Annotated in this window: 20 protein-coding genes; 14 read left to right on the forward strand and 6 right to left on the reverse strand. The window is 72.6% G+C overall.

Annotated features, from left to right (window positions below; all coding sequences use genetic code 11):
* From A6A27_RS41985 to A6A27_RS00745, 11 genes are all read left to right on the forward strand, one after another.
* The coding region (locus A6A27_RS41985; protein ID WP_198940141.1) for a tripartite tricarboxylate transporter substrate binding protein at positions 1-666 on the forward strand (666 nt) is incomplete at its 5' end.
* Complete coding sequence (locus tag A6A27_RS00700) at positions 663-1,235, forward strand: tripartite tricarboxylate transporter TctB family protein (protein ID WP_073832367.1); 573 nt, start codon at positions 663-665, stop codon at positions 1,233-1,235. The genes A6A27_RS41985 and A6A27_RS00700, both read left to right, overlap by 4 nt.
* 25 nt (positions 1,236-1,260) lie before the next feature.
* Positions 1,261-2,820 (forward strand): tripartite tricarboxylate transporter permease, encoded by a 1,560-nt coding sequence (locus A6A27_RS00705; protein ID WP_073832368.1) that lies wholly within the window; start codon positions 1,261-1,263, stop codon positions 2,818-2,820.
* 2 nt (positions 2,821-2,822) lie between these two features.
* Positions 2,823-4,001, forward strand: coding sequence for an L-talarate/galactarate dehydratase (locus tag A6A27_RS00710; RefSeq protein ID WP_241825016.1), 1,179 nt, complete (start codon positions 2,823-2,825; stop codon positions 3,999-4,001).
* Positions 4,002-4,028: 27 nt separating this feature from the next.
* Positions 4,029-4,952 carry an AEC family transporter gene (locus A6A27_RS00715; protein WP_073832370.1) on the forward strand — a complete coding sequence of 308 codons (924 nt, stop codon included), beginning with the start codon at positions 4,029-4,031 and terminating at the stop codon, positions 4,950-4,952.
* A 237-nt stretch (positions 4,953-5,189) separates the two neighbouring features.
* Positions 5,190-6,422 (forward strand): alginate lyase family protein, encoded by a 1,233-nt coding sequence (locus A6A27_RS00720; RefSeq protein WP_073832371.1) that lies wholly within the window; start codon positions 5,190-5,192, stop codon positions 6,420-6,422.
* A 96-nt stretch (positions 6,423-6,518) separates the two neighbouring features.
* Complete coding sequence (locus A6A27_RS00725; protein ID WP_073832372.1) at positions 6,519-8,054, forward strand: glycosyltransferase family 39 protein; 1,536 nt, start codon at positions 6,519-6,521, stop codon at positions 8,052-8,054.
* A 94-nt stretch (positions 8,055-8,148) separates the two neighbouring features.
* Entirely contained in the window at positions 8,149-9,540 is a 1,392-nt protein-coding gene (locus A6A27_RS00730) for a hypothetical protein (protein WP_143193813.1), read from the forward strand.
* A complete protein-coding gene (locus A6A27_RS00735) occupies positions 9,537-10,493 on the forward strand; it encodes a glycosyltransferase family 1 protein (protein ID WP_073832374.1) in 957 nt (318 codons plus the stop codon). The genes A6A27_RS00730 and A6A27_RS00735 overlap by 4 nt, the downstream gene beginning before the upstream one ends.
* Positions 10,490-11,863 carry a polysaccharide biosynthesis C-terminal domain-containing protein gene (locus A6A27_RS00740; RefSeq protein ID WP_073832375.1) on the forward strand — a complete coding sequence of 458 codons (1,374 nt, stop codon included), beginning with the start codon at positions 10,490-10,492 and terminating at the stop codon, positions 11,861-11,863. The genes A6A27_RS00735 and A6A27_RS00740 overlap by 4 nt, the downstream gene beginning before the upstream one ends.
* 2 nt (positions 11,864-11,865) lie before the next feature.
* Entirely contained in the window at positions 11,866-13,020 is a 1,155-nt protein-coding gene (locus A6A27_RS00745; protein WP_073832376.1) for a polysaccharide pyruvyl transferase family protein, read from the forward strand.
* A gap of 91 nt (positions 13,021-13,111) precedes the next feature.
* On the opposite strand, the gene hutH is transcribed toward A6A27_RS00745, so the two are convergent.
* The 6 genes from hutH to A6A27_RS00775 all read right to left on the reverse strand — a co-directional run bounded on the left by hutH (position 13,112) and on the right by A6A27_RS00775 (position 21,090).
* Entirely contained in the window at positions 13,112-14,650 is a 1,539-nt protein-coding gene (gene hutH, locus A6A27_RS00750) for a histidine ammonia-lyase (protein ID WP_073832377.1), read from the reverse strand.
* Positions 14,638-15,915, reverse strand: coding sequence for an imidazolonepropionase (gene hutI / locus A6A27_RS00755; protein ID WP_241825017.1), 1,278 nt, complete (start codon positions 15,913-15,915; stop codon positions 14,638-14,640). Before hutI ends, hutH begins: the two co-directional genes overlap by 13 nt.
* Complete coding sequence (locus A6A27_RS00760; protein WP_073832687.1) at positions 15,912-17,264, reverse strand: formimidoylglutamate deiminase; 1,353 nt, start codon at positions 17,262-17,264, stop codon at positions 15,912-15,914. Before A6A27_RS00760 ends, hutI begins: the two co-directional genes overlap by 4 nt.
* Positions 17,261-18,460, reverse strand: coding sequence for an allantoate amidohydrolase (locus tag A6A27_RS00765; RefSeq protein WP_073832378.1), 1,200 nt, complete (start codon positions 18,458-18,460; stop codon positions 17,261-17,263). The genes A6A27_RS00760 and A6A27_RS00765 overlap by 4 nt, the downstream gene beginning before the upstream one ends.
* 115 nt (positions 18,461-18,575) lie before the next feature.
* Positions 18,576-20,231, reverse strand: coding sequence for a urocanate hydratase (hutU, locus tag A6A27_RS00770; protein ID WP_073832379.1), 1,656 nt, complete (start codon positions 20,229-20,231; stop codon positions 18,576-18,578).
* Positions 20,232-20,244: 13 nt separating this feature from the next.
* Positions 20,245-21,090: a MurR/RpiR family transcriptional regulator gene (locus A6A27_RS00775; RefSeq protein ID WP_073832380.1), complete on the reverse strand. Its 846-nt coding sequence runs from the start codon at positions 21,088-21,090 to the stop codon at positions 20,245-20,247.
* Positions 21,091-21,344: 254 nt separating this feature from the next.
* Here A6A27_RS00775 and A6A27_RS00780 point away from each other — a divergent pair, with 254 nt between their 5' ends.
* The 3 genes from A6A27_RS00780 to A6A27_RS00790 all read left to right on the forward strand — a co-directional run bounded on the left by A6A27_RS00780 (position 21,345) and on the right by A6A27_RS00790 (position 25,931).
* Positions 21,345-23,174: a S1 family peptidase gene (locus A6A27_RS00780; RefSeq protein WP_073832381.1), complete on the forward strand. Its 1,830-nt coding sequence runs from the start codon at positions 21,345-21,347 to the stop codon at positions 23,172-23,174.
* 74 nt (positions 23,175-23,248) lie between these two features.
* The gene (locus A6A27_RS00785; RefSeq protein ID WP_143193814.1) at positions 23,249-24,682 is read left to right on the forward strand and encodes an O-antigen ligase family protein; all 1,434 of its coding nucleotides are present in this window, start codon (positions 23,249-23,251) and stop codon (positions 24,680-24,682) included.
* 313 nt (positions 24,683-24,995) lie between these two features.
* On the forward strand, positions 24,996-25,931 hold the full coding sequence (locus A6A27_RS00790) for a glycosyltransferase family 2 protein (protein WP_083672360.1): 936 nt from the start codon (positions 24,996-24,998) through the stop codon (positions 25,929-25,931).
* The last annotated feature ends 251 nt before the right edge of the window (positions 25,932-26,182 follow it).

Here is a 26,182-nt window from a genome sequence, read left to right on the forward strand (position 1 = left end):
ACCCCGCTGGCCGTGCAGGACCCCACCGCCATCCAGCCGGACAAGATGACCATCCTCACCACGCTCACCCAGGAGGACTACGTCCTCGTGGTCAACGCGGCCTCGCCGTACCAGACGCTGGAGGACCTGCTCAAGGCCCCGTCCCTCCGGTACGCCACCACCGGCGTGGGCACCGGCGCCCAGCTCTCCCAGGCCCTGCTGTTCAAGGCGGCCAACGTCAAGGCCACCGACGTGCCGTTCGACGGGGGCGCGCCGGCCGCGACCGCCCTGCTCGGCAAGCAGGTGGACGCTCTCTCCGGCTCCCTCGCCGAGACCATGCCGCAGATCAAGGCCGGCAAGTTCCGCCCGCTCGCGATCTTCTCCGAGAAGCGCAGCAGCTACCTGCCCGACGTGCCGACCGCCCCGGAGAAGGGCTTCGACGTGGTGGTCGACCAGCGCCGCTTCATCGTCGCGCCCACCGGACTGCCGGACGCGGTCGCCAAGAAGCTGACCGACTCGTTCGCCGAGGCGCGCAAGGACGCGGCGTACGACAAGTTCCTCAAGGACAACTACATGGAGCGCTGGGAGGTTTCCGACCAGGAGGCACGCCAGCACCTGACCGACGCCGCCAAGGAGTACGCCGACCTGAGCAAGAAGTTCGGCCTCACCTTCGGATCCGGGAAATGACAGTGAGCGACACCCGACCGGCCGCCCCGGCCGACGCCGTACCGCCCGAGTCGCCGGGCGAGTCGGCCGGCGTACCACAGGAGGCCGCGGAGCCCGCGACCGCGCCGCCCGCGGAGGAGATCTCCCCGGGCGGCCCGGTCCTCGCCACCGTGGCGGGTGCGGTGCCGGTACTGCTCGGGCTGGTCACCCTCTGGCTGGCCCACGGGTTGGGACTCGGCACGCTGACCGAGCCCGGCCCGGGCCTGTGGCCGACAATCGTCGCGGTGCTGCTGCTGGTCAGCGGGGTGGCCCTGGTGCTGCGGGCCCGCGGGACGACGGACACCGAGGCGTTCACCCGGGGCACCGGCGTGGTGCTCGTCGGCGCCGCCAGTCTCGCCCTCTACGCCTTCCTGTTCGAGCTCGTCGGCTTCGAGATCCCCACCGTGCTGGTGCTGGTGCTCTGGCTGCGGTTCTTCGGGCGCGAGGGATGGCGCACCACCGCGCTGGTGTCGGTGCTCACGACGGCCGCCCTGTACGGGCTCTTCATCACCGCGCTCGGGGTGCCGCTGCCCCACCTGATCGTCATCTGACCCTCCGCCAGAGAGGAGATCCACCATGGACCTGACCCCCGTGCTGTCCGGGTTCGCGGTGGTGTTCGAACCGCAGAACCTGCTCTACTGCCTGCTCGGCGTGACGCTGGGCATGCTGGTGGGGGTGCTGCCCGGGCTGGGACCCGCGGCCACCATCGCCATCCTGCTGCCGGTCACGTACGGCATCGAGCCCGCCGCGGCGGTCATCCTCCTGGCCGGCATCTTCTACGGCGCCCAATACGGCGGCACCATCACCTCGGTGCTGCTCCGGCTGCCCGGCGAGGCATCGACCGTGGTGTCCGCGCTCGACGGCTACCAGATGGCCCGCAAGGGCCGGGCCGGTTCGGCGCTGGGCATCGCCGCGATCGGCTCGTTCATCGGCGGCACCGCCTCGATCATCCTGCTCACCCTCATCGCGCCGCTGGTCGCCGACTTCGCCCTGCAGTTCGGACCGGCCGAGTACACCCTGCTGGCGCTGATCGGCATCTTCATGGTCGCCACCCTCGGCAGCGGCTCCCTGGTCAAGAGCGTGGCCGCCGCCGGCGTCGGCCTGCTGCTGGCCACCGTGGGCCTGGACCCGATGGTGGGCATCCCCCGTTTCACCTTCGGCAGCGACCAGCTCGCCGACGGCATCGACTTCGTCATCGTCGCCATGGGGCTGTTCGGGGTGGGGGAGATCCTCTACAACCTGGAACACCGGCTGCGACCCCAACCGGCCGTGCTGTCCTTCGGGCGGGCGATCCCGACCCGACCGGAGTGGCTGCGGTCCCGGCTGGCCGTGCTGCGCGGCTCCGTGGTCGGCTTCGTCCTCGGGGTGCTCCCCGGCGGGGGCGCCACCATGTCCTCGCTGGTCGCGTACGCCGTGGAGAAGCGGGCGGCGAAGGACCCGTCCCGGTTCGGCAAGGGCGCCATCGAGGGCGTCGCCGGCCCGGAGAGCGCCAACAACGCCGCCGCGACCTCGTCCTTCATCCCGCTGCTGACCCTCGGCGTACCGGCGAACGCGACCATGGCGGTGCTCTTCGGCGCGCTGCTGCTGCAGGGCATCCCGCCCGGGCCGCAGCTCATCACCGAGCACCCGGACGTGTTCTGGGGCGTGGTCAACTCCATGTACGTGGGAAACATCTTCCTGCTGCTGCTGAGCATCCCGCTGATCGGCGTCTTCGTCCGCCTGCTGCGGGTACGGGCCGGCATCCTGGCCCCGCTCACCGTGCTGATCACCATGGTCGGCGTCTACAGCATCCGGAACAACGTCTTCGACATGTTCCTCGTCGTCGCGCTCGGTCTGGTCGGCTACGGGATGAAGAAGCTCGGCTTCGAGCCCGGCCCGTTCGTGCTGGCGTTCGTCCTCGGCGAGTTGCTCGAGTCGTCGTTCCGCCGGTCGATGCGCCTCTTCGAGGGCGACTTCACCGGCTTCGTCCAGCGTCCCGTCTCGGCGGCGCTGGTCGCCCTGCTGGTGCTCACCGTGGTCGTCGTACCGGCGCTGCGGGCCGTCCGCGGCCGGCAGGCCGCCCAGGTCGAGCACCAGGTGACCACCCCGACCTCCGACGGCGGCCTCGCCGTCGCCGCCAACCGAACCGAGGAGTGATGGTGACCTCTCCCGCCCCGGCGCACCCGGCCGCCGCTTCGTCCCCGGCCGCCTCCGGCGACCGCATCGCCTGGGTCGGTCTGCGCCTGGTGTACCTGCCGCTGCGCACCCCGATCAGCGACGCCAAGGTGCTCACCGGCCGGCAGAAGCCGCTGACCGAGGTGGCGTTCCTCTTCGCCGACGTGGTCACCACCGACGGCCACCACGGCCTGGGCTTCAGCTACTCGAAGCGGGCCGGCGGCCGGGGTCTGTTCGCCCACGCCGCCGAGGTGGCGCCGGAGCTCGTCGGCGAGGACCCCAACGACATCGCCCGGCTGTGGCAGAAGCTGGTCTGGGCAGGTGCCTCGGTCGGCCGCAGCGGCCTGGCCACCCAGGCGATCGCCGCGCTCGACATCGCCCTGTGGGACCTCAAGGCGAAGCGGGCCGGCCTGCCGTTGGCCAAGCTCCTCGGCGCCCACCGCGACTCGGTGCCCTGCTACAACACCTCCGGCGGCTTCCTCTCCAGCCCACTGGAGGAGGTGCTGGACAACGCCCGGGCGCTGGTCGCCGGCGGCATCGGCGGCATCAAGATCAAGGTGGGGCAGCCGGACACCGCGGCCGACCTCAAGCGGGTGACCGCGGTCCGGGAGACGCTCGGCGACCGGTTCCCCCTCATGATCGACGCCAACCAGCAGTGGGACCGGCGCACCGCCCAGCGGTTCGGCCGGGCCATGGAACCGCTCAACCTGGTCTGGATCGAGGAGCCGCTGGACGCCTACGACGTCGAGGGGCACGCCCGGCTGGCCGCCACCCTGGACACCCCCATCGCCACCGGGGAGATGCTGACCAGCCCGGCGGAGCACTGGCGGCTGATCGAGGCCGACGCGGTGGACTTCATCCAGCCGGACGCGCCCCGGGTCGGCGGCATCACCCAGTTCCTGCGGATCACCACGCTCGCCGACCACAAGGGACTGTCGATGGTGCCGCACTTCGCCATGGAGATCCACCTGCACCTGTCCGCCGCGTACCCGGGGGAGACCTGGGTGGAACACTTCGACTGGCTGGAGCCGCTGTTCAACGAGCGGCTGGAGCTGCGGGACGGCCGGATGGTCGTCCCGGACCGACCCGGTCTCGGCGTCACGCTCAGCGAGCAGGCCGAGGCCTGGACGGTGGCCCGGGCGGAGACCGGCGCGCGGCCCTGACCGGCCCGGCAGGCGGAGGAAGACCAGGTGCAGGGTGTGCTGAACGGCTTCGCCGTCATCGTGGCCGTGATCGCCGTCGGCTACCTGCTCGGGCGCGGCGGGGTGCTCGGCCCGGAGGTGGGCGGCGTGCTGTCCCGGGTGGCGTTCCTCGTCGCCACCCCGGCGCTGCTCTTCACCACGGTGTCCCGGGCCGACATCCATGCCGTCATCTCGTCCGTCCTGGTCGTCACGGTGGTCAGCGCGACTGCCGTGGCGGCCCTGTTCGTGCTGATCGCGAAGCTGTGGTGGCGCCGGCCGGTGGCCGAGACGACGATCGGCGCGCTCGCCTCGTCGTACGTCAACGCAGCCAACATCGGTATCCCGATCGCCGTGTACGTGCTGGGTGACGCCTCCTACGTGGCGCCGGTGCTGATGTTCCAGCTCGTGGTGATGGCGCCGCTGGCGTTCGTGTTCCTGGAGAACGCGACCGGGCCACGGCGGCGCTCGCTGCTCGCGACAGTCACCCAACCGCTCACCAACCCGGTCACCGTCGCCTGCCTGCTCGGCCTCACCGTCGGGCTCACCGGCTGGACCCCGCCGGAGCCGCTCATGCGGCCCGTCGAACTGGTCGCCGCGATGGCGGTGCCGGCCACCCTGCTCGCGTACGGGCTCTCGCTGCACGGCGCCCCGGTGCCCGGCTCCGGCGACACCGGGCCGGAGGTACGGCTCGCGGTGGCGCTCAAGGCGGTGGCCCAGCCGGTGGTGGCCTACCTGGTCGCCCGGTTCGCGCTGGGCCTGCCGCACGTGCTCGTGCTGGCCTGCACGATCACCGCCGCGCTGCCCACCGCGCAGAACGTCTTCGTCTACGCGGCCCACTACGGGCGCGGCACGGTCCTGGCCCGGGACTCGGTACTGCTGTCGACCGTGGCGGCGCTGCCCGTGCTGATCGGCGTGGCGGTGCTGGCCACCTGAGTACCCACCCAAAGCCTGACATCGACGCCGGTGGCTTGCAGTGGGCTCCGGCTGGGATGGCGTCGGCTCGTCAGATCCCGGCCCGATCGCCGTCGAGCGTGTCCCTGTCTGTTTCGACGGCGGGAGCGCCGGCAAGATCTACTGGCGGTGCGCGGGATTCGTTGGCACCCTTTGCCGGGATGGGCTGTCGTTCGGGGAGTTGGGATGGCTTGGGCCAGGACACGCGGTGGGGTTGCGGTGTTGGTCGCGGGGGCGGTGCTGACGGTCACCTGCGGCTTCCTGGCGGCCAAGGCCGGCACCACGCCGCTGGGAGAGCCGGCGGTGTGGGGCTCCGGGCATGCCATGCCCATACCCCAGGTGAGCTCGTCCCGAGACAGCCACAGTGGCTTCCTCCATCCCGGTGTGCTGGTGAGCGCAGCTCAGCTCAACTTCGTACTCAAGAAGATCAACACTGACGAGGAACCTTGGCAGTCGGCCTGGCTCGCCTTGCAGCGCAGCCGGTACGCGCAGCTGACCTGGCGAGCCAGGCCGCTCGCCACCGTGGAATGCGGCTTCTACTCCCGGCCCGACCGGGGATGCACGGACGAGGCCGAGGACGCCGTCGCCGCCTACACGCACGCGCTGTTGTGGGTCTTCACCCGGGACGCTCGGTACGCGGAGAAGTCGATCGAGATCCTGGACGCCTGGTCCGAGGTGCTGAAGGAACACACCAACTCCAACGCGTCACTCCAGGCCGGCTGGTCCGGAGCAACCTTCGTGCGGGCGGCCGAGCTGATCAAGCACACCTACTCCGGCTGGCCGCCGGACCGGCTGACACGAGCTGAGCGGATGTTCCGCACGGTGTTCCTTCCCGTGGTGATCGGTGGGGTCAACCGCTACAAAGCGGGAAACTGGGACCTGATCATGCTGGACGCGGCGACCGGTATCGCCGTCTTCCTCGACGACCGGGCCGCGTTCGACAAGGCCCTGGACAAATGGCGGGGGCGGCTGCGCGCGTATGTCTACCTGTCCACCGACGGGCCGCTGCCGAAAGCGCCGCCGGGCGAGGCGCTGACGAAACGGCAGATCATCGAGTACTGGGGTGGCCAGGGCAGGTTCGTGGACGGGCTCGCCCAGGAGACCTGCCGCGACTTCCTGCACACCGGGTGGGGCCTCGCGGCGGCGGCGCACGTCGCGGAGACCGCGTGGATCCAGGGCCAGGACCTGTACGCCGAGGGGCGCGAGCGGCTCACCGAGGCGCTGGAGTTCCATGCCGGCCTCGAACTGGGCAAGCCGGTGCCGCCGTGGCTGTGCGGTGGCACCCTGCAGACCGGTCTCGCCCCCGTGCCCGAGATCGCCTACCACCACTACGCCACGAGAATGGGCTACAACCTGCCCGAGACGAAGGAATTCGTACAGGCCAACCGTCCCGCCGGGCCGGCCTTCTTCTTCGCCTGGGAGACCCTGACCCACGCCGGGAACGCGTACTGACCTTCGACGGTCTACGCTATGGCCGGCGACCGCCACGACATCCGATCCGATCTTGTGGTGGTTGCGTCGTGTCTCCACCCTCCAAGGACAGAGCAGATGGTCGACCTGACGTTTCCCGGCAGTTCGCTGACGGGGCCCGCAGATGCCGAGGCAGCCACCCAGGCTGCGAATTCCGACCGAATCTCGGCGTCGGCGCGCGCGCTGCGGTGGGCGGTGCCTGGGGTGCCCGCCCTGGTCGCGCTCCTCGTCGTCCTTCAAGGCCTCGACCGCCGTCAGCTCTGGCGTGACGAGATCGCCACGTGGGCCACCTCCACAAAGTCCCTCAGCGACCTGCGCGAGCTGGTCGGGGGCACCGACGTGGTCATCGCTCCGTACTACCTGCTGATGCACGGCTGGATCGCGCTCTTCGGGGACTCGGAGGTCGCCCTGCGCGCGCCGTCGGTGCTCGCGGTGGCGCTCGCCGCCGCGCTGACCGCCGTCATCGGCCGGAGGCTGTTCGAGCCGGTGACGGGCCTGCTCGCCGGGGTGCTCGTCGCCGTCCTGCCGGCCATGTCCCGGTACGGGCAGGAGGCACGGCCGTACGCCCTCGCCACAGCCGCCACCGTCCTCGCCACCCTGCTGTTGCTGGGGGCGGCCGAGCGGCCCTCGTGGGCGCGGTGGCTGCCGTACGCCGTCGTGGTCACCGTGGCCGGCTTCCTGCATCTGGTCACGCTGTTGATCCTGCTCGCGCACCTCGGGTACGTGCTGTCTCTGCGCCGGGCGGCTACCACCGTGCGCTGGTTCCTGGCGGCCACCGTCGGCGTGCTGCCCATCCTGCCCCTCGTCGTGATCGGCCGCTCCCAGGCCGGGCAGGTCTCCTGGATTCCGGAAGCCACCTGGGACAGCACCATCAACCAGGTGGCCCGGGTGGCGGGTAGCGTGCCCGTCGGCGCGGTGCTCATCGGGCTCGCCCTGCTCGGTTGCTGGACCCTGGGCCGCAACGGCGGCCTGCTCGGCGTCTGGGCTGTCGCCCCGTTCGCCGTGCTGCTGCTCATCTCACCGCTGGTGGCGCTGCTCCTGCACCGTTACGTGTTGTTCACCATCCCCGCCTGGTGCCTGCTGGCCGTGGCGACCGTCGCCCGGCATGTCCAGGCCATCTCGACCGTCACCGCGCCGGCCTGGCGACGGCACGTCATCCCCGCGATGCTCGTCGTGCTCTGCGCGGCCCTGGGGCTGCCCGCGCAGGCGGAGAACCGCACAGCCGTTCTCGCAAGTGAGCCGGACCTGCGTGGCGCCGTCGGCGTCATCGTGACCGAGATCGGCGCCGGCGACCGGATCGCCTTCCACACGCGGTACCCCACCCGTCTGCGCGACGGGGTGAACTACTACTTCCACCGCGCCGGCCGGCAGAGCCCGCCCAGCGTCTTCACCGCCTGGCCCGGAGCCGCACCCAGCTACCCCGCCAGTTGCCGTGATGCGACGGGATGCTTCGCCTCCGCCGAGCGGCTGTGGCTGATCGGCGGTCCCGCCGGGGTGGACCAGGGCGAGCGGATGGACCCGTCGCTGCAGAAGGCGTTGAACGCCCGGTTCGAACTGGTCCGGGTGGTCAAGCTCAGCGGCACCAGCGTCTCACTGTTGCGTTCCACCGTCTGATGGCTCGCGTATGCTGCCCCGGCAGCGAGCGGCGGGAGGAAGCAGTGTGCACGAGGCGGCGTTGCAGTCCCCCGACGGCCGCCAGGTGGGCGGCGTGAGCACCGCGTTCCGGGGGCACCTCCAGTTCGCGGCCTGGATCCTAACGGCCGTGTCGCTGGTCATCGTCGGGAGCAAGCCGCTACTCGACATTCCCGGCCCGAAGGTCCAGTACGACACGGTCGACCTGGGCATGGTCGGCAGCAGCGTCGGCGCGCTCTTCATGGCACTCGCCCTCGGTCTTGTCGCGCTCAGCGTCCGGCGGTTGCCACCCGGGCTGGCCCCGGCCCTCGCCGCGCTGCTGCTTCTCGGCCTGCTTTCGGTCCTCGACCTGCTGCTGCTGGCGCCCCGGGACGAGTTTCTGCAGACCTTCGCGGCGACCGGCCTGCGCGACATCTTCGGCTCGTACGTGCCGCCGAAGAAGGGAATCGTCACGCAGGCGGCCCAGCTCGCGGTCGGCTTCGCGCCGGTCGCGCTGTTCGCCGTGCTGCTGCTGAAGCCGGAGTGGTTCTCCGTCGAGTGGATGCGCTGGGTGACGCTGCTGGTGGTCGGCGGCGCGGTGGTGCACTGCCTCATCGCCTGGCTGCAGGTGGCCGGCGTGGTGCCGTACACGTTCTTCTTCAAGCTGCCGGGCGGCAACATTGGGCGCGCCTCCGGCGGCTACTTCCACCCGGCCTCGCTCGGTCGGCTGCTCATCTTCGCGGTGTTCTTCCTCTACGCCGCCGGGGACCGGCTGCGACTCAGGCCGGTGCTGCGCCTCGGAGTCCTCGCCCTGCTGGTGGCCACCGCGGTCGTCAGTACCCACCGGGTGAGCCTGCTGTGCATCCTGATGATCATGGCGGCGCTGGAGGCCCGGCGGCTGCCGGCGATGGGCCGGTGGGTCCGTGGCCTGCCGCTGAAGGTGTTCGTCGCCGGGGCCGTGGCGGTGGCTGCGGTGCTCGCCGTCCTGCTGTTCCGGTTCGGCGGATTCCTCTGGCAGCGCGGTGCGTTCCTGGTCAAGAACGTCGGCTCGCTCGACGTGACCAACAAGGACTTCATGCGCGGGCGGGGGGAGATCTGGTTCCACTACGCGGACGCGTGGGGCGACGCGCCGTTCGGGGTCTGGCTCACCGGCCTCGGGTACGAGCCGTGGAACGCGCACAGCGACTCGATCCGCGTGTTCGTGGTCTGGGGAATCCTCGGGCTCGTGCTCATGGGGGTGGTCACGGTGAGTCTGTGGCGTACCACCAGCCGGCTGATCACCGTCGAGGCGCGCTGGGTGCTCGCGGTGCTCTACATCACCACGGCGGTCTTCGCGCTGACCCAGAAGCCGACTTCCTACTCGTACTACGTGTGGCTGTTCATCTTCGGGCACATGCTGCTCCTCGTGTTCCATCCCCTGGCAGAGCCGTCCGCCGTGGCCGCGCAGCACTCGATGCGGCCCCGATCCACCCCGGGAGTGCAGGCATGAGCCCGCCGCTCTTCATCTCATGGAAGAAGTACCAGCGACGTTCCGACGTGCTCGCGCAGGCACTGGGCGCGGAAATGGTGTGGCGGCCGCACCGGGCGACCGGCAAGCTGCTCCGGCCGGGTGACTACCTGGCCCACGCCCGGCATGACCTCGCCCGGCTCCGGGCCGAGCGGCCACCGTTCGTGGTCGCCCAGACCCAGCCCCACTTCACCGCACTCGCGCCGCACCTGGCCCGCGTGCCGTACATCGTCGACGCGCATAACGGCCAGTTCCAGTCCTGGTGGCGGCGGGTCCCGGGCACCGAGCAGGTGCTGCGCGGGGCCCGGCTGGTGCTGACCCACAACCGGGAGGCGGACGGGATCGCACGCGCCACCTTCGCAGGCCTGCGGACTCTGGTGGTGCACGACCCACTCCGGGAGATCCCGCCCGCGCCGCCGCAGGGCTGGGTCTTCGTGGTCGCGACAGCCGCCCCGGATGAGCCGATGGACGTCCTGCTCGGCGCGATCGAGGCGCTCCCGGACGTCGCCTTCGCCACCACCGCCCCCCTGCACAAGTTGCCCGAGCCGCTGCGCGACCGGGCGGCCCGATTGCCCAACCTGCGCACCCTGGGCTTCCTCGACCTGCGGGACTACGAGGCGGCGCTGGCCGGTTCCCGTGCAGTGGTCGTGCTCACCGACCGGGAGGGCTGCCAGCCCAGCGGCGCCTGCGAGGCGCTCAGCGCCGCCCGGCCGCTGGTGCTGTCCCACACCGCCACTACCGAGGAGCTGTTCGGCACCTTTGCCACGCTGGTCCCGAACGAGGCGGTGGCGCTCGCCGCCGGCGTCCGCGCGGCGCTGGCCGACGACCCGGCGCGGCCCGTCCGGATCGCGGCGGCCAAGAGCGCGTGGCAGGCCCGGACCGCGGCCGAGTTGGCCGAGCTGGCGTCGTTCCTGCCGTCCTGGGCGGCGCGATGACGGCCACCGGCACCGCGCTCGGGTCGCCCGCCTCCGCCCCGGCGCCGCGACGCACCGGAGGGCTCGGCCGCCGCCTGCGCCAGCTGGGCCTGCTTGGGTTCAGCCAGGTTGGCCTCACCGTGCTGGCCTTCCTCGCCCAGGTGCTGCTGGCGCGCAGCCTGCCGCAGGCACACTTCGGTGCGTTCATGTCGGTGCTGTCGCTGATGACCCTCGCCGGCCCGCTCGCTCTCTTCGGCGTCGCGGAGTTCTGGTTACAGCGCTTCGGGCGCGAGGGGCCGCGCGCCCTGCGCTGGGTCCGGCCATCGGTGCGGCTGGTGCTCGCCTGCTCCGCCGTCCAGGTGCTGGCGATGGTCGCCTGGGGACTACTCGACCGTAGCGACCCGCTCCCCGCCGACCTGCGCATCATCCTCGCCCCGGTGATCCTGGCCCAGGCCGGGATGGCGCTGTCGGTCTCCGTCCTGCAGCTGCGGGGTACCTACGGGCAGCTCGCGGCCGTGCAGCTCGCGCCGCACCTCGGGCGGCTGCTGATCGCCGTGCTGGTCGGGCTGCTCGGGCTGTCGGCGACCACTGCCGCTGCGGGCTGGTCGCTGGTGGCGGTGGCGACTGTGCTGCTCAGCGTCGGGTTGATCACCCCCTTCTGGCGCGGGCGCACCCGCCTGGAGGGGCATGCCGGGGCGGTGGTGCGGCCCGGCCGGCCGCCCCGCGCCCGGCACCTCGTCGGCGGCGCCGTTCCGTTCATGTTCGGCAGCCTCTTCTACCTGCTCGGCATGAACCTGGGTGTGGTGGTCTCCGGTGAGTTCCTCAGCGCCGAGGCGGCGGCAGTGATCGCCGTGCCGATGACCCTGCTGACGGCGATCTACATTCTGCCCCGGGTGGTCTACCAGCAGTACTTCCTGGCGAAGCTGCATCGGTGGTCGCGGTCCGACCGGGACGCCGTCCTGATCGCGTACCGGGCGGGGACCGTCGGGATGATCGCGGTCGGCGTGCTGATCGCTGCGGTCGTGGCCGCCGGCGGCCGGTACGCGATCCCGCTGGTCTTCGGCGCGGCGTACGACCAGTCCGCCACGGTGATGGTCCTGCTGGCCCTCGCGGTGCCGCTGCGTTTCGGCTCGGCCAGCGTCGCGTCCCTGCTCACCAGCGGTGGTCTGGTCCGCCGGAAGGTGCTCTACCAGGGCCTCGGCTCGGCCGCCTACCTGGCCGCGCTGGCCCTGACGATCCCGCTGTTCGGCGTGTACGGGGTGGCCCTGGCGACCGTGCTCTCCGAGGGGCTGCTGCTGGTGCTGTTCTGGTCCTGCGTGAAACGCAACGTGGTCGGCGACGCACGGCTGCCGACGTGGTCGGAGATCCGCCGGCGGCTGACGAAGGAGTGACGGTGAGTCCCAAGGAATCGCACAACCCCGCCCGCCGGCCGCTCGTCGTCGGCTACTACGGCATGCGTAACGTCGGCGACAACGCGTTTTGCGTCATCGTCGACTGGGCCATGAAGCGCTACTGGGGCACCGAGGATCCGCTCTTCGCCGCTCCGCCGCTGGTGGACCTGCCGAACGCCCGCGCCGCGATGAGCCAGTCGCTGTTCGAGTCGGCCGACCCGGTAAGTCGGGCCGGCAAACTGCTGACCAAGGCCACCATGCTGGGCGGGGCGTCGATGCTGGTGTTCGGCGGCGGCTCCGTCTTCCGGGACATGGGCCCGTTCAGCGAGAAGAAGGTCTTCGCCGCCTGGTCCCGGGTCTCCGGCCGACCCATCGCGGCGGTCGGGGTGTCCGTGGGCCCGTTCGTCTCGGCGGCGGCCCAACAGCGACTCGGCGAGGTGTTTCGGCACATCGACTACGTCGGGGTCCGGGACTCCGCGTCGGTGCAGCGGCTGCGGGACCTCGACTACCCGGGAGTCGTGGTGCCCGCCGGCGACCTCGCCGGACTGCTGCCGGAGGCCCTCGGCGAGGTCGCCGCGGCACCGGTTCCCCGGGTCCCGGGGCGGATCCGGCTCGGCGTCACCCTGCTCGGCTCGGACACCGACCTGCCTGAGCCGGAGCAGCGGCGGCGGGAGGACGTGTTGGTCGCCGGCATCCGCTCGTTCGTCGAGTCCGAGCCGGTCGACGTGACGATCTTCGTCTTCAACACCCATCCGCTGCGCGGGGATGTCGCGCCGAGCGAGCGGCTCCGGGCGAGCCTGCAGGGCCGGTGCGACGTCCGCGTGGTGACCGCCGACGACGGCGTCACCGGGGTGTTCAGCGAGATGCGGGCCTGCGACGCCGGCCTGCACATGCGGATGCACGGCGGGATCTTCTCGTACGTGGCGGGCGTGCCCTTCGCGCTGGTGCCGTACCACCGCAAATGCGCCGACTTCCTGGACGAGATCGGGCAGCCCGCCACTCGGCTGCTCCCGGTCCAGCCGGAGGACCCGATCGAGGTGCACAAGGTGTTGGCACGGGTGGTCAGCGACGGTGCGAGCCCGCGGCTCCACCTGGCTGAGTTCGCCGATCGGGCCCGGCTCAACTTCATCCGGGCGCCCTGGGCCCGGACCGCCTGACCCTGCCCCGCCGCCAGCGGCCCGCCGGCACAGGGCCCGAACCTGCCCGGTGGCGGGGCGTCACGCCACCACCGGGCCCCGCGGCGCGCGGTCAGCCGAGCGGGCCGACCTCCCGCTCGATCGCCGTGCGCAGCTCGGGACCGCGCACCACCTCGCGGGCGGCCTCCATGAGCGGGGCCAGGAACACGTCCGGCCCCGGCTCGCCCACCACCTCGCGCAGCGCGGCCAGCGCCGCCCGGCCCGCCGGCGACGGGGTCAGCGGCGCGCGGAGCTGGAGCCCGCGTACGGCGGCCAGCAGCTCCACGGCGAGCAGGCTGGTCAGGTTGTCCAGCACGGTCCGCAGCTTCTTGGCCGCCGCCCAGCCCATCGAGACGTGGTCCTCCTGCATGCCGCTGGTGGGCAGCGAGTCCACCGACGCGGGCGCGGCCAGCCGCCGGTTCTCGGCGACGATCCCGGCCGCCGTGTACTGGGCGATCATCAGCCCGGAGTTGACCCCGGCGTCGGGGGAGAGGAAGGCGGGCAGCTCCCGGGATCGGGTGACGTCGAGCAGCCGGTCCACCCGGCGTTCGGCGATCGCGCCCACCTCGGCCGCGGCGATGGCCAGGTAGTCGGCGGCGAAGCCGAGCGGCGCGCCGTGGAAGTTGCCGGTCGACTCGACCCGCCCGTCCGGCAGCACCACCGGGTTGTCCACCACGGACAGCAGCTCCCGCCCGGCGACGGTCGCGACGAAGTCCAGGGTGTCCCGGGCTGCCCCGGCCACCTGCGGAGCGCACCGCATCGAGTACGCGTCCTGCACGGCGTGCGCCAGGTCGTCCCGGTGCGAGTCCATCACCGTCGACTGCTGCAGCAGTCGGTGGATGTTCGCCGCCGACTCCGCCTGGCCAGGGTGCGGCCGGATGGCGTGCAGCTCGGGCAGGAACGGCCGCTCCGAGCCGAGCATCGCCTCGATCGCCAGCGCGGCGGTGACGTCGGCCATGGTGAACAGGTGCCGGGCGTCGTGGATGGCCAACAGCAGCATGCCGAGCATGCCGTCGGTGCCGTTGATCAGCGCCAGCCCCTCCTTGGCGGCCAGCTCGATCGGGGCGAGGCCGACCCGGCGCAGCGCCTCACCGCCGGGGATCCGCTCCCCGGCCGGGCCGAGCACCCAGCCCTCGCCGAGCAGCACCAGCGCGCAGTGCGCCAGCGGGGCCAGGTCACCGGAGGCACCGAGCGAGCCGTGCTCGGGCACCCACGGGGTGACCTCGTGGTTGAGCAGGTCCACCAGGGCCTCGGCGACCAGCGGCCGGACCCCGGAGCGGCCGAGGGCGAGCGAGCGTACCCGCAGCAGCATCATCGCCCGGACCACCTCGCGGGGCATCGGCGCGCCCACCCCGGCGGCGTGCGAGCGGATCAGCGCGTGCTGCAGCTCGGCCCGCCGCTCGGGCGCCACGAAGGTGTTGGCGAGCGCCCCGAAGCCGGTGGAGACGCCGTAGACGGGCCGGCCGGCCGCCTCGATGCCGTCCACGATGGACCGGCTGGCCGCCATCGCGTCCACGGTGGCCGGGTCGAGCACGACCTTGGCGGTGCCGCGGGCCACGGCGAGCACGTCGGCGGGCGAGACCCCGGTGGGCTGAATATTCACGGTCGACATTGCGGGACTCCGTTGTGCAGAACCTGGCGGATCAAGGGCACACCAGGCCGGTAGGCCAGGTGCAGGTGGGAGGGGGCGTCGAGGATCATCAGGTCGGCCCGGGCGCCCCGGGTCAGCCGCCCGACGTCGGTGCGGCGCAGCGCCGCCGCCCCGCCGGCGGTCGCGGCCCAGACCGCCTCCGCCGGGGTCATCCGCATCTCGCGTACGGCGAGGGCGACGCAGAACGGCATCGACGACGTGTACGACGACCCGGGGTTGCAGTCGGTGGCCAGCGCCACGGTCACCCCCGCGTCGAGCAGCCGCCGGGCGTCCGGATACGGCGACCGGGTGGAGAACTCCGCGCCGGGCAGCAGGGTGGCGACAGTGGCGGTGTGCCCGCCCTCGGTGCACATGCAGTCGACCCGCTGCGCGGCGAGCGCCTCGACGTCGGCGTCGGACAGGTGGGTGCAGTGGTCCACGCTGGCCGCGCCGAGTTCCACCCCGAGCTGCACGCCCGGCCCGGGGCCGAGCTGGTTGGCGTGCACCCGCACCCCCAGCCCGACCGCCTGCCCGCAGGCGAGGATCGCCCGGGCGTGGTCCACGTCGAAGGCGCCCCGCTCGCAGAACACGTCGATCCAACGGGCGTACGGGGCGGCGGCGGCCAGCATCGGCCCGCACACCATGCTTACGTAGTCGTCCGGGCGGTTGGCGTACTCGGCGGGGACCACGTGTGCGCCGAGGAAGGTGGTGTCCTCGCTGAACTCGGCGGCGATCCGCAGCGAGCGGGCCTCGTCGGCAACGGTGAGCCCGTACCCGCTCTTGATCTCGATGGTGGTGGTGCCCTGCCGCATCGCCTCGGTGCGCAGCCGCCGCACGGTGGCCCGCAGCTCGTCGTCGGCGGCGGCGCGGGTGGCGCCGACGGTGGTGCGGATGCCACCCCCGGTGTACGGCTCGCCGGCCATCCGGGCGGCGAACTCGGCGGCCCGGTCCCCGGCGAAGACCAGGTGGGCGTGGCTGTCCACGAAGCCCGGCAGCACCGCCGCCCCCTCGGCGTCGATCCGCCGGTCGGCGGCCGGGGTGTCGCGGGCCGACCCGACCCAGGCCACCACGCCGTCCTCGACCAGCAGCGCGGCGTTGCGCCGGATGCCCAGCGGGCCGCCCTCGCCAGCCCCGAAGGAGTTGGTGACCAACTCCCCGATGTTGTCCACCAGCAGGCTGCCCGAGTTCCGCACCGCCGGCCGCAGCCGGTCGCCCGGCCGCACCGGCCGCTCCGGGAAGCCGGTCATGAGGTCACCTCCTCGATGGCGGCGCGCAGCTCGGTGGGCACGTCGACGCTGAGGTGCCGGCCGTCGGCGACCACCGTCCGCCCGTCGACCACCACATGCGTGACGTCCGCCGCGGTGGCCGCGAAGAACGCCCCGACCGGCGGCACCCCGGCGGTCCGGGCGCTGTCCAGCCGTACGGTGACCAGGTCGGCCCGGTCGCCGACCGACAGCCGGCCGGCGTCACCCCAGCCCAGCGCGGCGTGCCCGCCGACGGTGGCGGCGGTGAGCAGCTCGGCGGCGGTGAAGTGCCCCCGTCTGCGGGCGCGCAACCGCTCGTCCAGCTCCACGGCGCGGGCCTCCTCGAACAGGTCGACCACCGCGTGGCTGTCGCTGCCGAGGCTGAGCGGGCTGCCCGCCTCGGCCATCCGCCGGGCCGGCCCGATCCCGTCGGCGAGGTCCCGCTCCGTGGTGGGGCAGAGGCAGATCCCGGTCCGGCTCTCCCCGAGCAACGTGAGGTCGGCGCTGGTCGGGTGGGTGGCGTGCACGGCGGTGGTGTGCCGGCCGAGCACCCCGTGGTCGGCCAGCAGCCGGGTCGGCGTGCAGCCGTGCACGGCCCGGCAGGCGTCGTTCTCGGCCGGCTGTTCGGACAGGTGCACGTGCAGCGGCAGGCCCTGGCGGTCCGCCCAGCCGGCCACCGTGGCGAGCTGCTCCGCCGGCACCGCGCGCACCGAGTGGATCGCCGCACCGACCCGGACGTGGTCGTTGCCCGGGGTGAACCCGCTGACCCGCTCCGCCCAGCGCAGCGCGTCCCCGTCGCCGAACCGCCGCTGCGGCCCGGCCAACGGCGCGCCGTCCACCCCGGCGGTCAGGTACGCGGTGTCCAGCAGGGTGATCCGGATGCCCGCGTGCGCAGCCGCCTCGACCAGCGCCGCCGACATCGCGTTCGGGTCGTCGTACGCCGTCCCGTCGGGCGCGTGGTGCAGGTAGTGGAACTCGCCGACGCAGGTGATCCCGGCGAGCGCCATCTCCGCGTACGCGGCCCGGGCCAGGGCCAGGTAGGACTCCGGGTCGAGCCGGGCGGCCACGTCGTACATGACGTCCCGCCAGCTCCAGAAGTCACCCCGCCCGCCGTGGGTACGCCCGCGCAGTGCCCGGTGGAACGCGTGCGAATGGGCGTTGGCCAGGCCGGGCAGGGTGAGCCCGGGCAGCCGTACCGCGTCGTGCAGCACCTCCACCCCGGCGATCGGCGTGCCGCCGCCGACCAGCGGGGTGACCGCGGTGATCCGGCCGCCCTCGGCCTCGATCAGCACGTCGGGCGTGGGTTCGGCGTGGTCGGGCAGCCAGGCGTACTCGGCCAGCCAGCGGGTCAGCGGCATGCCAGCTCCTCCAGCACCCGGGCCAGGGCGGTCACCCCGGCGGCACAGTCGGCGTCGGTGGCGGACTCGGCGGGGGAGTGTGACACCCCGGTCGGGTTGCGGACGAAGAGCATCGCGGTGGGCAGGTGCGCGGCGAGCACGCCCGCGTCGTGCCCCGCCCCGGTGGGCAGCACCGGCGCGTCGAGCAGCCGGGCCAGCCGGTCGGCCAACCCGCCGTCGAACGCCACCAGCGGGGTCGCCGACTCCTCGGTGCAGGTCAGCTCGGTGCCGTCCCGCCGCGCCCGCTCGGCGGCCTTGTCCCGCACCGCCGCGACGAGGCCGTGCAGCGTCTCCGGCTCGGCCGCCCGGGCGTCCAGCCAACCGGTCACCCGGGACGGGATCGCGTTGGTGGCGTTCGGCTCGACGGACACCCGGCCGACCGTGGCGTGCGCGTCGCGCAGCCGGGCCTCCTTGTTCGCCGCCAGCACGGTGAACGCGTAGGTGAGCATCGGGTCGCGGCGGTCGGCCATCCGGGTCGTACCCGCGTGGTTGCCCTCGCCGTGGAAGTCGAAGCGCCAGCGCCCGTGCGGCCAGATGGCGCTGGCCACGGCGACCGGCGCGGCCTGGTCGACCAGCGCGCGGCCCTGCTCGACGTGCAACTCCACGAAGGCCGCGAAGCGGCCGAGCAGCGCCGGGTCGGCGCCCGCCGGCCGGTCGCCCAGCGCCTCGGCGAAGCTCACCCCGTCGGTGTCGCGCAGCCCGGCCGCGCGGTCCACCGCGATCTCGCCGGTGAGCAGCCGCGACCCCAGGCAGGGTACGCCGAAGCGGCCCCCCTCCTCCTCCACGAACGCGGCCACCGCCACCGGTCGGACCGGGGCGACGCCGGCCGCCCGCAGCTCGTCCACGGCGAGGAACGCGCTGACGATGCCGAGCGGCCCGTCGTACGCGCCGCCGTGCGGCACCGAGTCGAAGTGGCTGCCGGTGAGCACCGCCCCGCCCGCCACCGGGTCGCCCCACCAGGCGAAGAGGTTGCCGTTGCCGTCCTCTTGGACCGGCATGCCCCGCTGCTCGGCCTGCTCGCGGAACCAGGCACGCAGCGTGAGTTCCGGCTCGGTCAGCGCGTACCGCAGGTAGCCGCCGCTGCCCGCGTCCCGCCCGACCGGGGCCAGCTCGTCCCACAGCTTCCGGAACCGGGCGGCCAGGTCCGTCACGCCGCACCCCGGTTGTTCGCGGCTGCGGGGCTCCGCTGCGCTGCACTCCTCGCGCTCACGCCGAACCCGCGGTTGTTCGCGGCTGCGGGGCTCCGCTGCGCTGCACTCCTCGCGCTCACGCCGTTCCCTCCGCCATCGGCACCCGGACGCCGGTGCGCGCGGCGACCTCGCGGGCGTCGTCGTAGCCGGCGTCGACGTGCCGGATGACGCCCATGGCCGGGTCGTTGGTGAGCACCCGTTCGATCTTCTGCCCGGCCAGCGCGCTGCCGTCGGCGACGCAGACCTGGCCGGCGTGGATGGACCGTCCGATGCCCACCCCGCCACCGTGGTGGATCGACACCCAGGACGCCCCGCTGGCCGTGTTGACCAGCGCGTTGAGCAGCGGCCAGTCGGCGATCGCGTCGGACCCGTCGGCCATCGCCTCGGTCTCCCGGTAGGGGCTCGCCACGCTGCCGCAGTCCAGGTGGTCCCGGCCGATCACCACCGGCGCGCTCAGCTCGCCGGCGGCGACCATCTCGTTGAACCGCACCCCGGCCTTGTCCCGCTCGCCGTAGCCGAGCCAACAGATCCGTGCCGGCAGGCCCTGGAAGGCGACCCGCTCGCCGGCCATCCGGATCCACCGGGCGAGGGACTCGTTCTCCGGGAACAGGTCGAGGATGGCCCGGTCGGTGGCCGCGATGTCGGCCGGGTCGCCGGAGAGCGCCGCCCAGCGGAACGGGCCCTTGCCCTCGCAGAACAGCGGCCGGATGTACGCCGGCACGAAGCCGGGGAAGTCGAACGCCCGCTCGTAGCCGCCGAGCTTCGCCTCGCCGCGGATCGAGTTGCCGTAGTCGAAGACCTCCGCACCCGCGTCGAGGAAGCCCACCATCGCCTCGACGTGCTTCGCCATCGAAGCCCGGGCCCGGTCGGTGAACTCGGCCGGCTTCGCCGCCGCGTAGTCGCGGGCGTCGGCCAGCTCCACCCCCTCCGGCAGGTACGACAGCGGGTCGTGCGCGCTGGTCTGGTCGGTGACGATGTCGATGGCGACGCCCCGGCGCAGCAGCTCCGGGAAGACGGTGGCCGCGTTGCCCACCACACCAACGCTGAGCGCCCGGCCGTCCCGCTTCGCGGCGAGCACCCGCTCGACCGCGTCGTCCAGCGAGTCGGCGATCTCGTCCAGGTAGCGGTCGTGTGCCCGGCGCTCCAGCCGGCTGCGGTCCACGTCCACGATCAGGCAGGCGCCGCCGTTCATGGTCACCGCGAGCGGCTGCGCGCCGCCCATTCCGCCGCAGCCGGCGGTCAGCGTCAGCGTGCAGGCGAGGCTTCCGTTGAAGCGCTTGGCGGCGACGGCGGCGAACGTCTCGTAGGTGCCCTGGAGGATGCCCTGGGTGCCGATGTAGATCCAGGAGCCGGCCGTCATCTGCCCGTACATGGTCAGGCCGAGCTGCTCCAGCCGGCGGAACTCCGGCCAGGTGGCCCAGTCGCCGACCAGGTTCGAGTTGGCCAGCAGCACCCGGGGCGCCCACTCGTGGGTGCGCATGACGCCGACCGGACGGCCGGACTGCACCAGCATCGTCTCGTCGTCGCGCAGTTCGGTGAGCGTCCGGACCAGCGCGTGGTACGACGGCCAATCCCGCGCGGCCTTGCCGGTGCCGCCGTAGACCACCAGGTCCTCGGGGCGCTCGGCCACGTCCGGGTCGAGGTTGTTCATCAGCATCCGCAGCGCGGCCTCCTGCGGCCACCCCTTCGCGGTGCGTGCGGTGCCGCGGGCGGCGCGGACCTGCTGGTGCATTTCCTAACTCCTCTCAGCCGAGGAACAACTGACGGCGGGCGGCGGACGACTCGAACGCCTCGAGTCGGGCCTGGGTCTCGGCCGGGGTGGCGTCGCAGATCGCCTGGAGCACCACCATGGCCAGGGTCATCGGCGCGGTGTGCAGGTCGAAGACCAGGTCGGTACCGACGGCGGCGGGGAGTACCACCTCGGCGTGGTCGGTGGCCGGGCTCACCGGGGAGTCGGTGATCGCCACGACGGTCAGCCCGGCGTCCCGGGCCTCGCGCAGCGCGTCCAGGGTCTCCCGGGGGTAGCGGGGCAGCACGAACGCGAGCAGCGCGGTCGCCCCGGCGGCGGCGGCCTGTTCGAGCCGGTCGGCGAGGAGGCTGCCACCGTCGTCGAGGACCCGCACGTCCGGGTGCACCTTCGCGGCGAAGTACGCGAAGTACGCGGCCAGCGGCGCGGCGGCACGCAGCCCGAGCACCGGCAGCGGGCGGCTGGCCGCGAGCAGCTTCCCCACCTCGGCGATCCGGCCGGCGTCGGCGAGCTGGGTGGCGAGTCGGTCGAGGTTGCCCAGCTCGGCGCGGACCGCCCGCTGGAGGGCGTTGCCGGCGTCGGCCGGGTCGGCGGCGCCGGTGGTCAGCTCCCGCAGCCGACGGCGCAGCGCGGGGTAGCCGTCGTGCCCGAGCGCCATGGCGAACCGGGTCACCGACGGCTGGCTGACCCCGGCGAGCTCGGCGACCTCCGCCGCGGACAGGTACGCCGCCGCGCCCGCGTGCTGCACCAGGCAGTGCGCGATCCGGCGCTGGGTGGGGGTGAGCCGTACGCCGTGGAACAAATCGAGCAGGCGGTCGGTGGGTGCCGCACCGCTTTCATTCATAGCGCGACTCTATGCATAAAAACTTTCAGACGCAACCCCGGGCCCACCTCGGCGGGCCCCTGACCTGCCGCCGTCCGCCGTCCACACAGGACCGCAGTCGCCCCGCTGTCCGCGGCGGCCTAGCCCTGGCCGCCCACCGGACTCCCACCGCTGTCGGCCGACATCCCGCCAGGCGTCAAGCTATGACCGGCGGACGGAGCGGCGGGCTTGTTCTCTGTACTATCCGCACGGCGGGTGAGCAGAGGAGTTGGGGCATGCAGCCGGTTGGTCCGTACAGGTTCACCGAGGCGATCGGCGTCTGTCAGGTGGGCACGGCGTGGTGGGCCATCGATGGACAGGACCGCCTGGTGACGGTCGCCCTGCTTGAGGGCGCGGCGGCGGCCGATGGGCCCTGGCGGGAGGCCTTCGCGAACGCCGCGAAGGCCATGGCGCAGGTTGCCGGCGGTCAGCGGTACGTCAACGCCGACTTCGCCGCCACCCACCCGTGGGTGGCGTACCCGTCCGAGGAGGGTGTGGGCGCCCAGCGCCTCTTCCAGATCCTTGGGATGGAGCTGCACCACGCCGAGGCACGGGACGACATACTTATCCCTGCCGCCGGCACCGTCGCCACCCCGCCGCAGCCGGTCTCCGCCGCGCCGGTCTCTCCGAGCCCCACGTCCGGAGCCCCGCAGCTGCCGTGGGCCGTGCACACCGTGGTCCCGCAGCAGCACACCCCGGAGGCCGTTCCCACCTCGCCCGCCTCGTCCGACGCGCCGGTCCCCAGGATCGCGGCCGCGGCACCCGCCCCGCGGCGTCGCGGGCTCTGGCTCGGGATCGCGGCGCTCGCCGTCCTGCTCGTCGCGGCCGGTGGGGGGCTCGTCGCCGTCGCCGCCAACTTCTCGACCCGCCCGCGCGACCCGCTGGGCGACTCGGTGAGCAGCTTCTCGACCACCGCGCCGGTGGCTGTCGGGCTCAAGCCCTGGACGCAGGTCACGCCTTACAGCGCCGAGGAGCGCGCGCTGGCCACGGCAGCGCCCGCGCTGGTCTTCATCGAGGCGTCCTTCACCGGTGTGCTGCGCAACCACGCGACCAACGTCCCGGTGCGGACGGCGCCGATCACCTTCATCCGCCGGTGCAGCGGTTTCCTGATCACCCCGAACGGCCACATGCTGACCAACAGCTCGTGCGTGCGGCCGCCTGAGGAGGTCGCCCGCACGTTGGCCCTGGACGTGATCGCCCGCCAGCTCGTTAAGGAGAAGAAGCTCGCTCCCGGCCAGCTCGACGGCTACATCCGGACCAATCTGCCGACGACCGTGCTCACTGGTGCCGCCGTCGGCTCCGCGCCCACAGTGACGCTGCACGGGCAGCTCAACGAGGGCGAGGGCAACGCCAGCGGGGAGCAGGCGATTCCGGGCGAGGTGGTCGAGGCCGTGCCTGCCGAGAGCGGGAACCTCGCCCTGGTCAAGCTCGCTGGGGAGAACCTGCCGGCGGTGGAACTGCAGCCCTCGGCCGCCTTCGCGGCGGGCGCGTCGCTGCTCATCGTCGGCTACGCCGCCAGCGACACCGACTCCCGCAACCCGGTCCACATGCCCAGAGCCAAGGTTGTGACGATCACGGACATCAGTCGGCGTGGATCGCTCTCGACCTACCGCACCAACGGCGACGTCGGCCGGGTCTCGCACGGCGGGATTGCGCTGGACCCGTCGGGGCGGGTCGTCGGAATGCTGGACCGCGACCAGGCGCGAGCCGACGGGGCCAACCGGGTGGTGGTGTCGGCCGCCGCCTTCCCGGAGCTACTTGGCAAGGCGGGTGTGCGGAACGAGCTCGGAGAGGTCGACCGGATGTACCGAACGGCACTCGGTGCCTACTTCTCCGGCCGCCAGGACGAGGCGGTCGCGGGCCTCGGCACGGTCGCCGACCGTTCCCCGGCCAACCTGCTCGCTCGGGCGTACCAGCAGAACGCCGTCGAGCGGCGCGCGGTGGAGGGGGAGCCCGTCGACCGAGCGGTGTGGGCCGTGGCGCTGCTCGGCGGCGCCGTCGGCGCGATCCTGGTCGGGCTGGCGGTGCTCGCCGGCATGCTCCGACGTCGGCGGCCGCGGCGATGAGCGCGAGCGGAGCCCTGGCCGCCGGTTCCCGGACCGCCGGCCGGGCTGCCACCCACCGAGTCTCCCTGGCGATCATGCTGGTCGTCGGCCTGCTGTTGGTGCAGGCGTTGGCCGATTCCGCAGTGGCCGTCCTCGCCGGTGCCGACGGCGACGATGCTTGGGCCAGCGTCGACCGGGCCGCGCGCTGGTCGGAGTTGGCGGCCGCGGCGCTGTACGTCCTGCTCGCGGCCCTCACCGCAGGCAAGGTGGTCCTGGACCGGCAGTGGCGCCACTTCGCCACAGGTGCCGACCTGGCCCTGCTCGCGCTGGGCTTCACCATGGCGCTGGCCGGCGTCGCCAACGACTCCTCGGCGGCGCTGACCGGCCAGGCGCTCTTGGCCTACCTCCGCGCCGTCCTCGTCTTCTACGCGTTGCGCGCGGCCGATCCCGGACCGGTGGCGGTCCGCCGCCTGCTGACGGTGGTCGGCGTAGTGGTGGCCGCCAACGTGGCGGTCGCCCTAGGTGAAGCGGCCGCCGGCTTTGCCGTCGACGACGCGGCGGGCGTCGGTTCGGTCGACCAAGGCGCGGTCCGGGCCCTGCTGGCCGATTCGGTCGAGCTCGGCAACGTCCTCGGCCTGGCCCTGGTGGGCTGCCTTGCCTGGGCGGCGGGCGGCCGGACGGTCGGTCGCATGTGGTGGGCGGCCGTGGCGCTGGTGGCGCTGGCCCTGTCCGCGACCGAGTCATCGGGGTCCGTGGTCGGCGTGCTGCTCGCCGCCGTCGTGGTGGCAGTGACGGCCCGGCGGGGGGCCGCGCGGGTCCTCGGCGTCGTCCTCCTCCTGGTGCTCTGCGTCGGCGCCCAGGTCGCCCTAAATCCGGACCGACATGCCAGCTGGGAAGCCCGTCTCGGCATCGGGGTCTCCCGGGTCGACGGGGCGGCGATCGCCGCCCCCACCGACTTCCCCAGGGTGGCCGACGTCCTCGCCCGTCAGCCGCTGCTCGGCTGCGGCCCTGGCCAGCTCACGAGCATCGGCGCCGGCGAGGGCGGGTCGCAATGCACTGCCAATCAGCCTTTCGAACAAAAGGGGTTCAGCCATTCGTTTTGGTTTCGGTTGCTGATCGAAACCGGCGTACTCGGATTCGCGGCATTTGTTGCGTGGTTGTTTTTGGTGATCAGGCCACTTCGGAATCCGGCACGTCGGAGGCCCCGGAGGGAATCGCCCGGCCCGCCCCATTTCATCGCAATCTGGGGTATCGCGGCCGTCGTATTCGCCGCGGTCGTGGCGGTCCTGTCCCCTTCCGTCGAGAGTCCGATGCTGTCGGTGCTGTTGTGGACCGTCGTGGGGATCGCCTGGTGGGTTCGGCGTCGGTCCCAGGAGGCCGAACGGTCGCTGTTCGCGGCGGACACGGCCTTCATCCCGAAGGTGCGTGACCCGGCGGACGTCCACGCCGTCGACACCCGAATCCTCGGGACGGACGAGATTCTGTCGCTGGCCCGGCAAGCCCGCCGTCGGACCGACCGCGGGAATTGAATCCGGGCAGCGACACGCCGTCTGCATCACATTTTGGACCATGGTGCTGCCGGTTCCGGGCTCGGTATACTCCCATCGCTGGATGGGGGGACCGGGCCTTCGTTTCGAACGACGCGGATTCGCCAACGTGCCGGCAGTTGTCGCTTGGATAAGTGACTCCACGGGGGTGTCAAGGTATGGACCGGTCAGACCGACACACGGTGTCTCTCGGGGTGGCCAACGTCGACGTACGGCTGCGCGGGTTGGCGGCGACGTGCCGCCCGGACGGCCCGTACGCTCGGCTTCCGAATACGGCCAGCGGTAGCTGTCCGTGATGACCCAACAGCCAAGCGCGGCCGTCACGCCGGTGCCGTACCGCTTCGACGGTTTCTCCCCGCTTCCCGCGCTCGGCGGGGAGCCGAGCGTCGACGCTCGGCCAAGCGTTGACGCGCCAACTGTGCCGTCGGCGCACGCCGTGGAACGGGTGGTTCCCGCTATCTCGGTCTGCATCGCCGTGCGGGACCGGCCAGCCCTGCTGGTCAAGTCGATCCGCAGCGTCCTCGCCGGCGCCTTCGGCGACTTCGAGATCGTGGTGGTGGACGACGGCTCCACTGTGCCGGTGCAGGAAGGCCTGGCAGAGGCCGGTCTCCTCGCCGACCAGAGGATCCGACTGGTACGCCAGCGGCCGTCCGGGATCAGCGCTGCGCGCAACACCGCGTTGAAGATTGCCCGCGGCCGATACGTCACCGTGCTGGACTCGGACGACGAGCTGGTCGAGGACGGCCTCGCCCGCATCCACGAGTGCCTGACCCACACCGGTGCGAGGTGGATCTACACCGACTACCAGGAGCTCACTGGCACCTCCAGCCGGATCATCACGCTGCCCTCGTACCCGTCGCCCCGGCGGATGCTCTGGGCGGTGCTGACCCGGCCTCGGTTGCCGTTCAAGCACTCCGGCATGTCCATCGACCGGGAGCTCCTGCTGCGGCTCGGCGGGTACGACGAGCAGACCCCGATCAAGGTTGACATCGAGCTGGTGCTGCGCGCCCTCAGCAGCGGTGTCCACCTGGTCCACCTGCGGCATCCGGTCGTCCGGTTCCATCGGCACGACGGGAACATCAGCCGTAAGCGCCTCGTCGGCCTGCGGATCTGGACCAAGCTGATCGAGCGGTACACCCGACCGCGGATTCCGGGCCTCGCCCTGCTCGTCGTGACGTTCCGTACCGCGAGCGAACTGGGGAAGTGGCTCATCACCGCCCTCGGCAGGTGAAGCAGGCCGGCGCGGGTAGTCCGTCGAACCGTGTGATTCACCGACGCCGGCAGCGGGGCATCCGGTACCTATCGGGGACCGGGGGCCACGCGGATTCGACGCGGTCCCGGCCACAGCCGGCGTAGGACGCGTTCGCCGGGACCCAGCGTGCCCCGGCGGACCGGATCCGCGAACTGAGCAGAGAAGTGGTGAAGTAGCGGCCGGACAGCCACTGTTCAGGTCGTCCGCCCACGCCGTAGGGTGCTCGTCGC

Origin of the sequence: Micromonospora sp. CB01531 (genome assembly GCF_001905095.1) — a bacterium.
Classification (GTDB): domain Bacteria; phylum Actinomycetota; class Actinomycetes; order Mycobacteriales; family Micromonosporaceae; genus Micromonospora.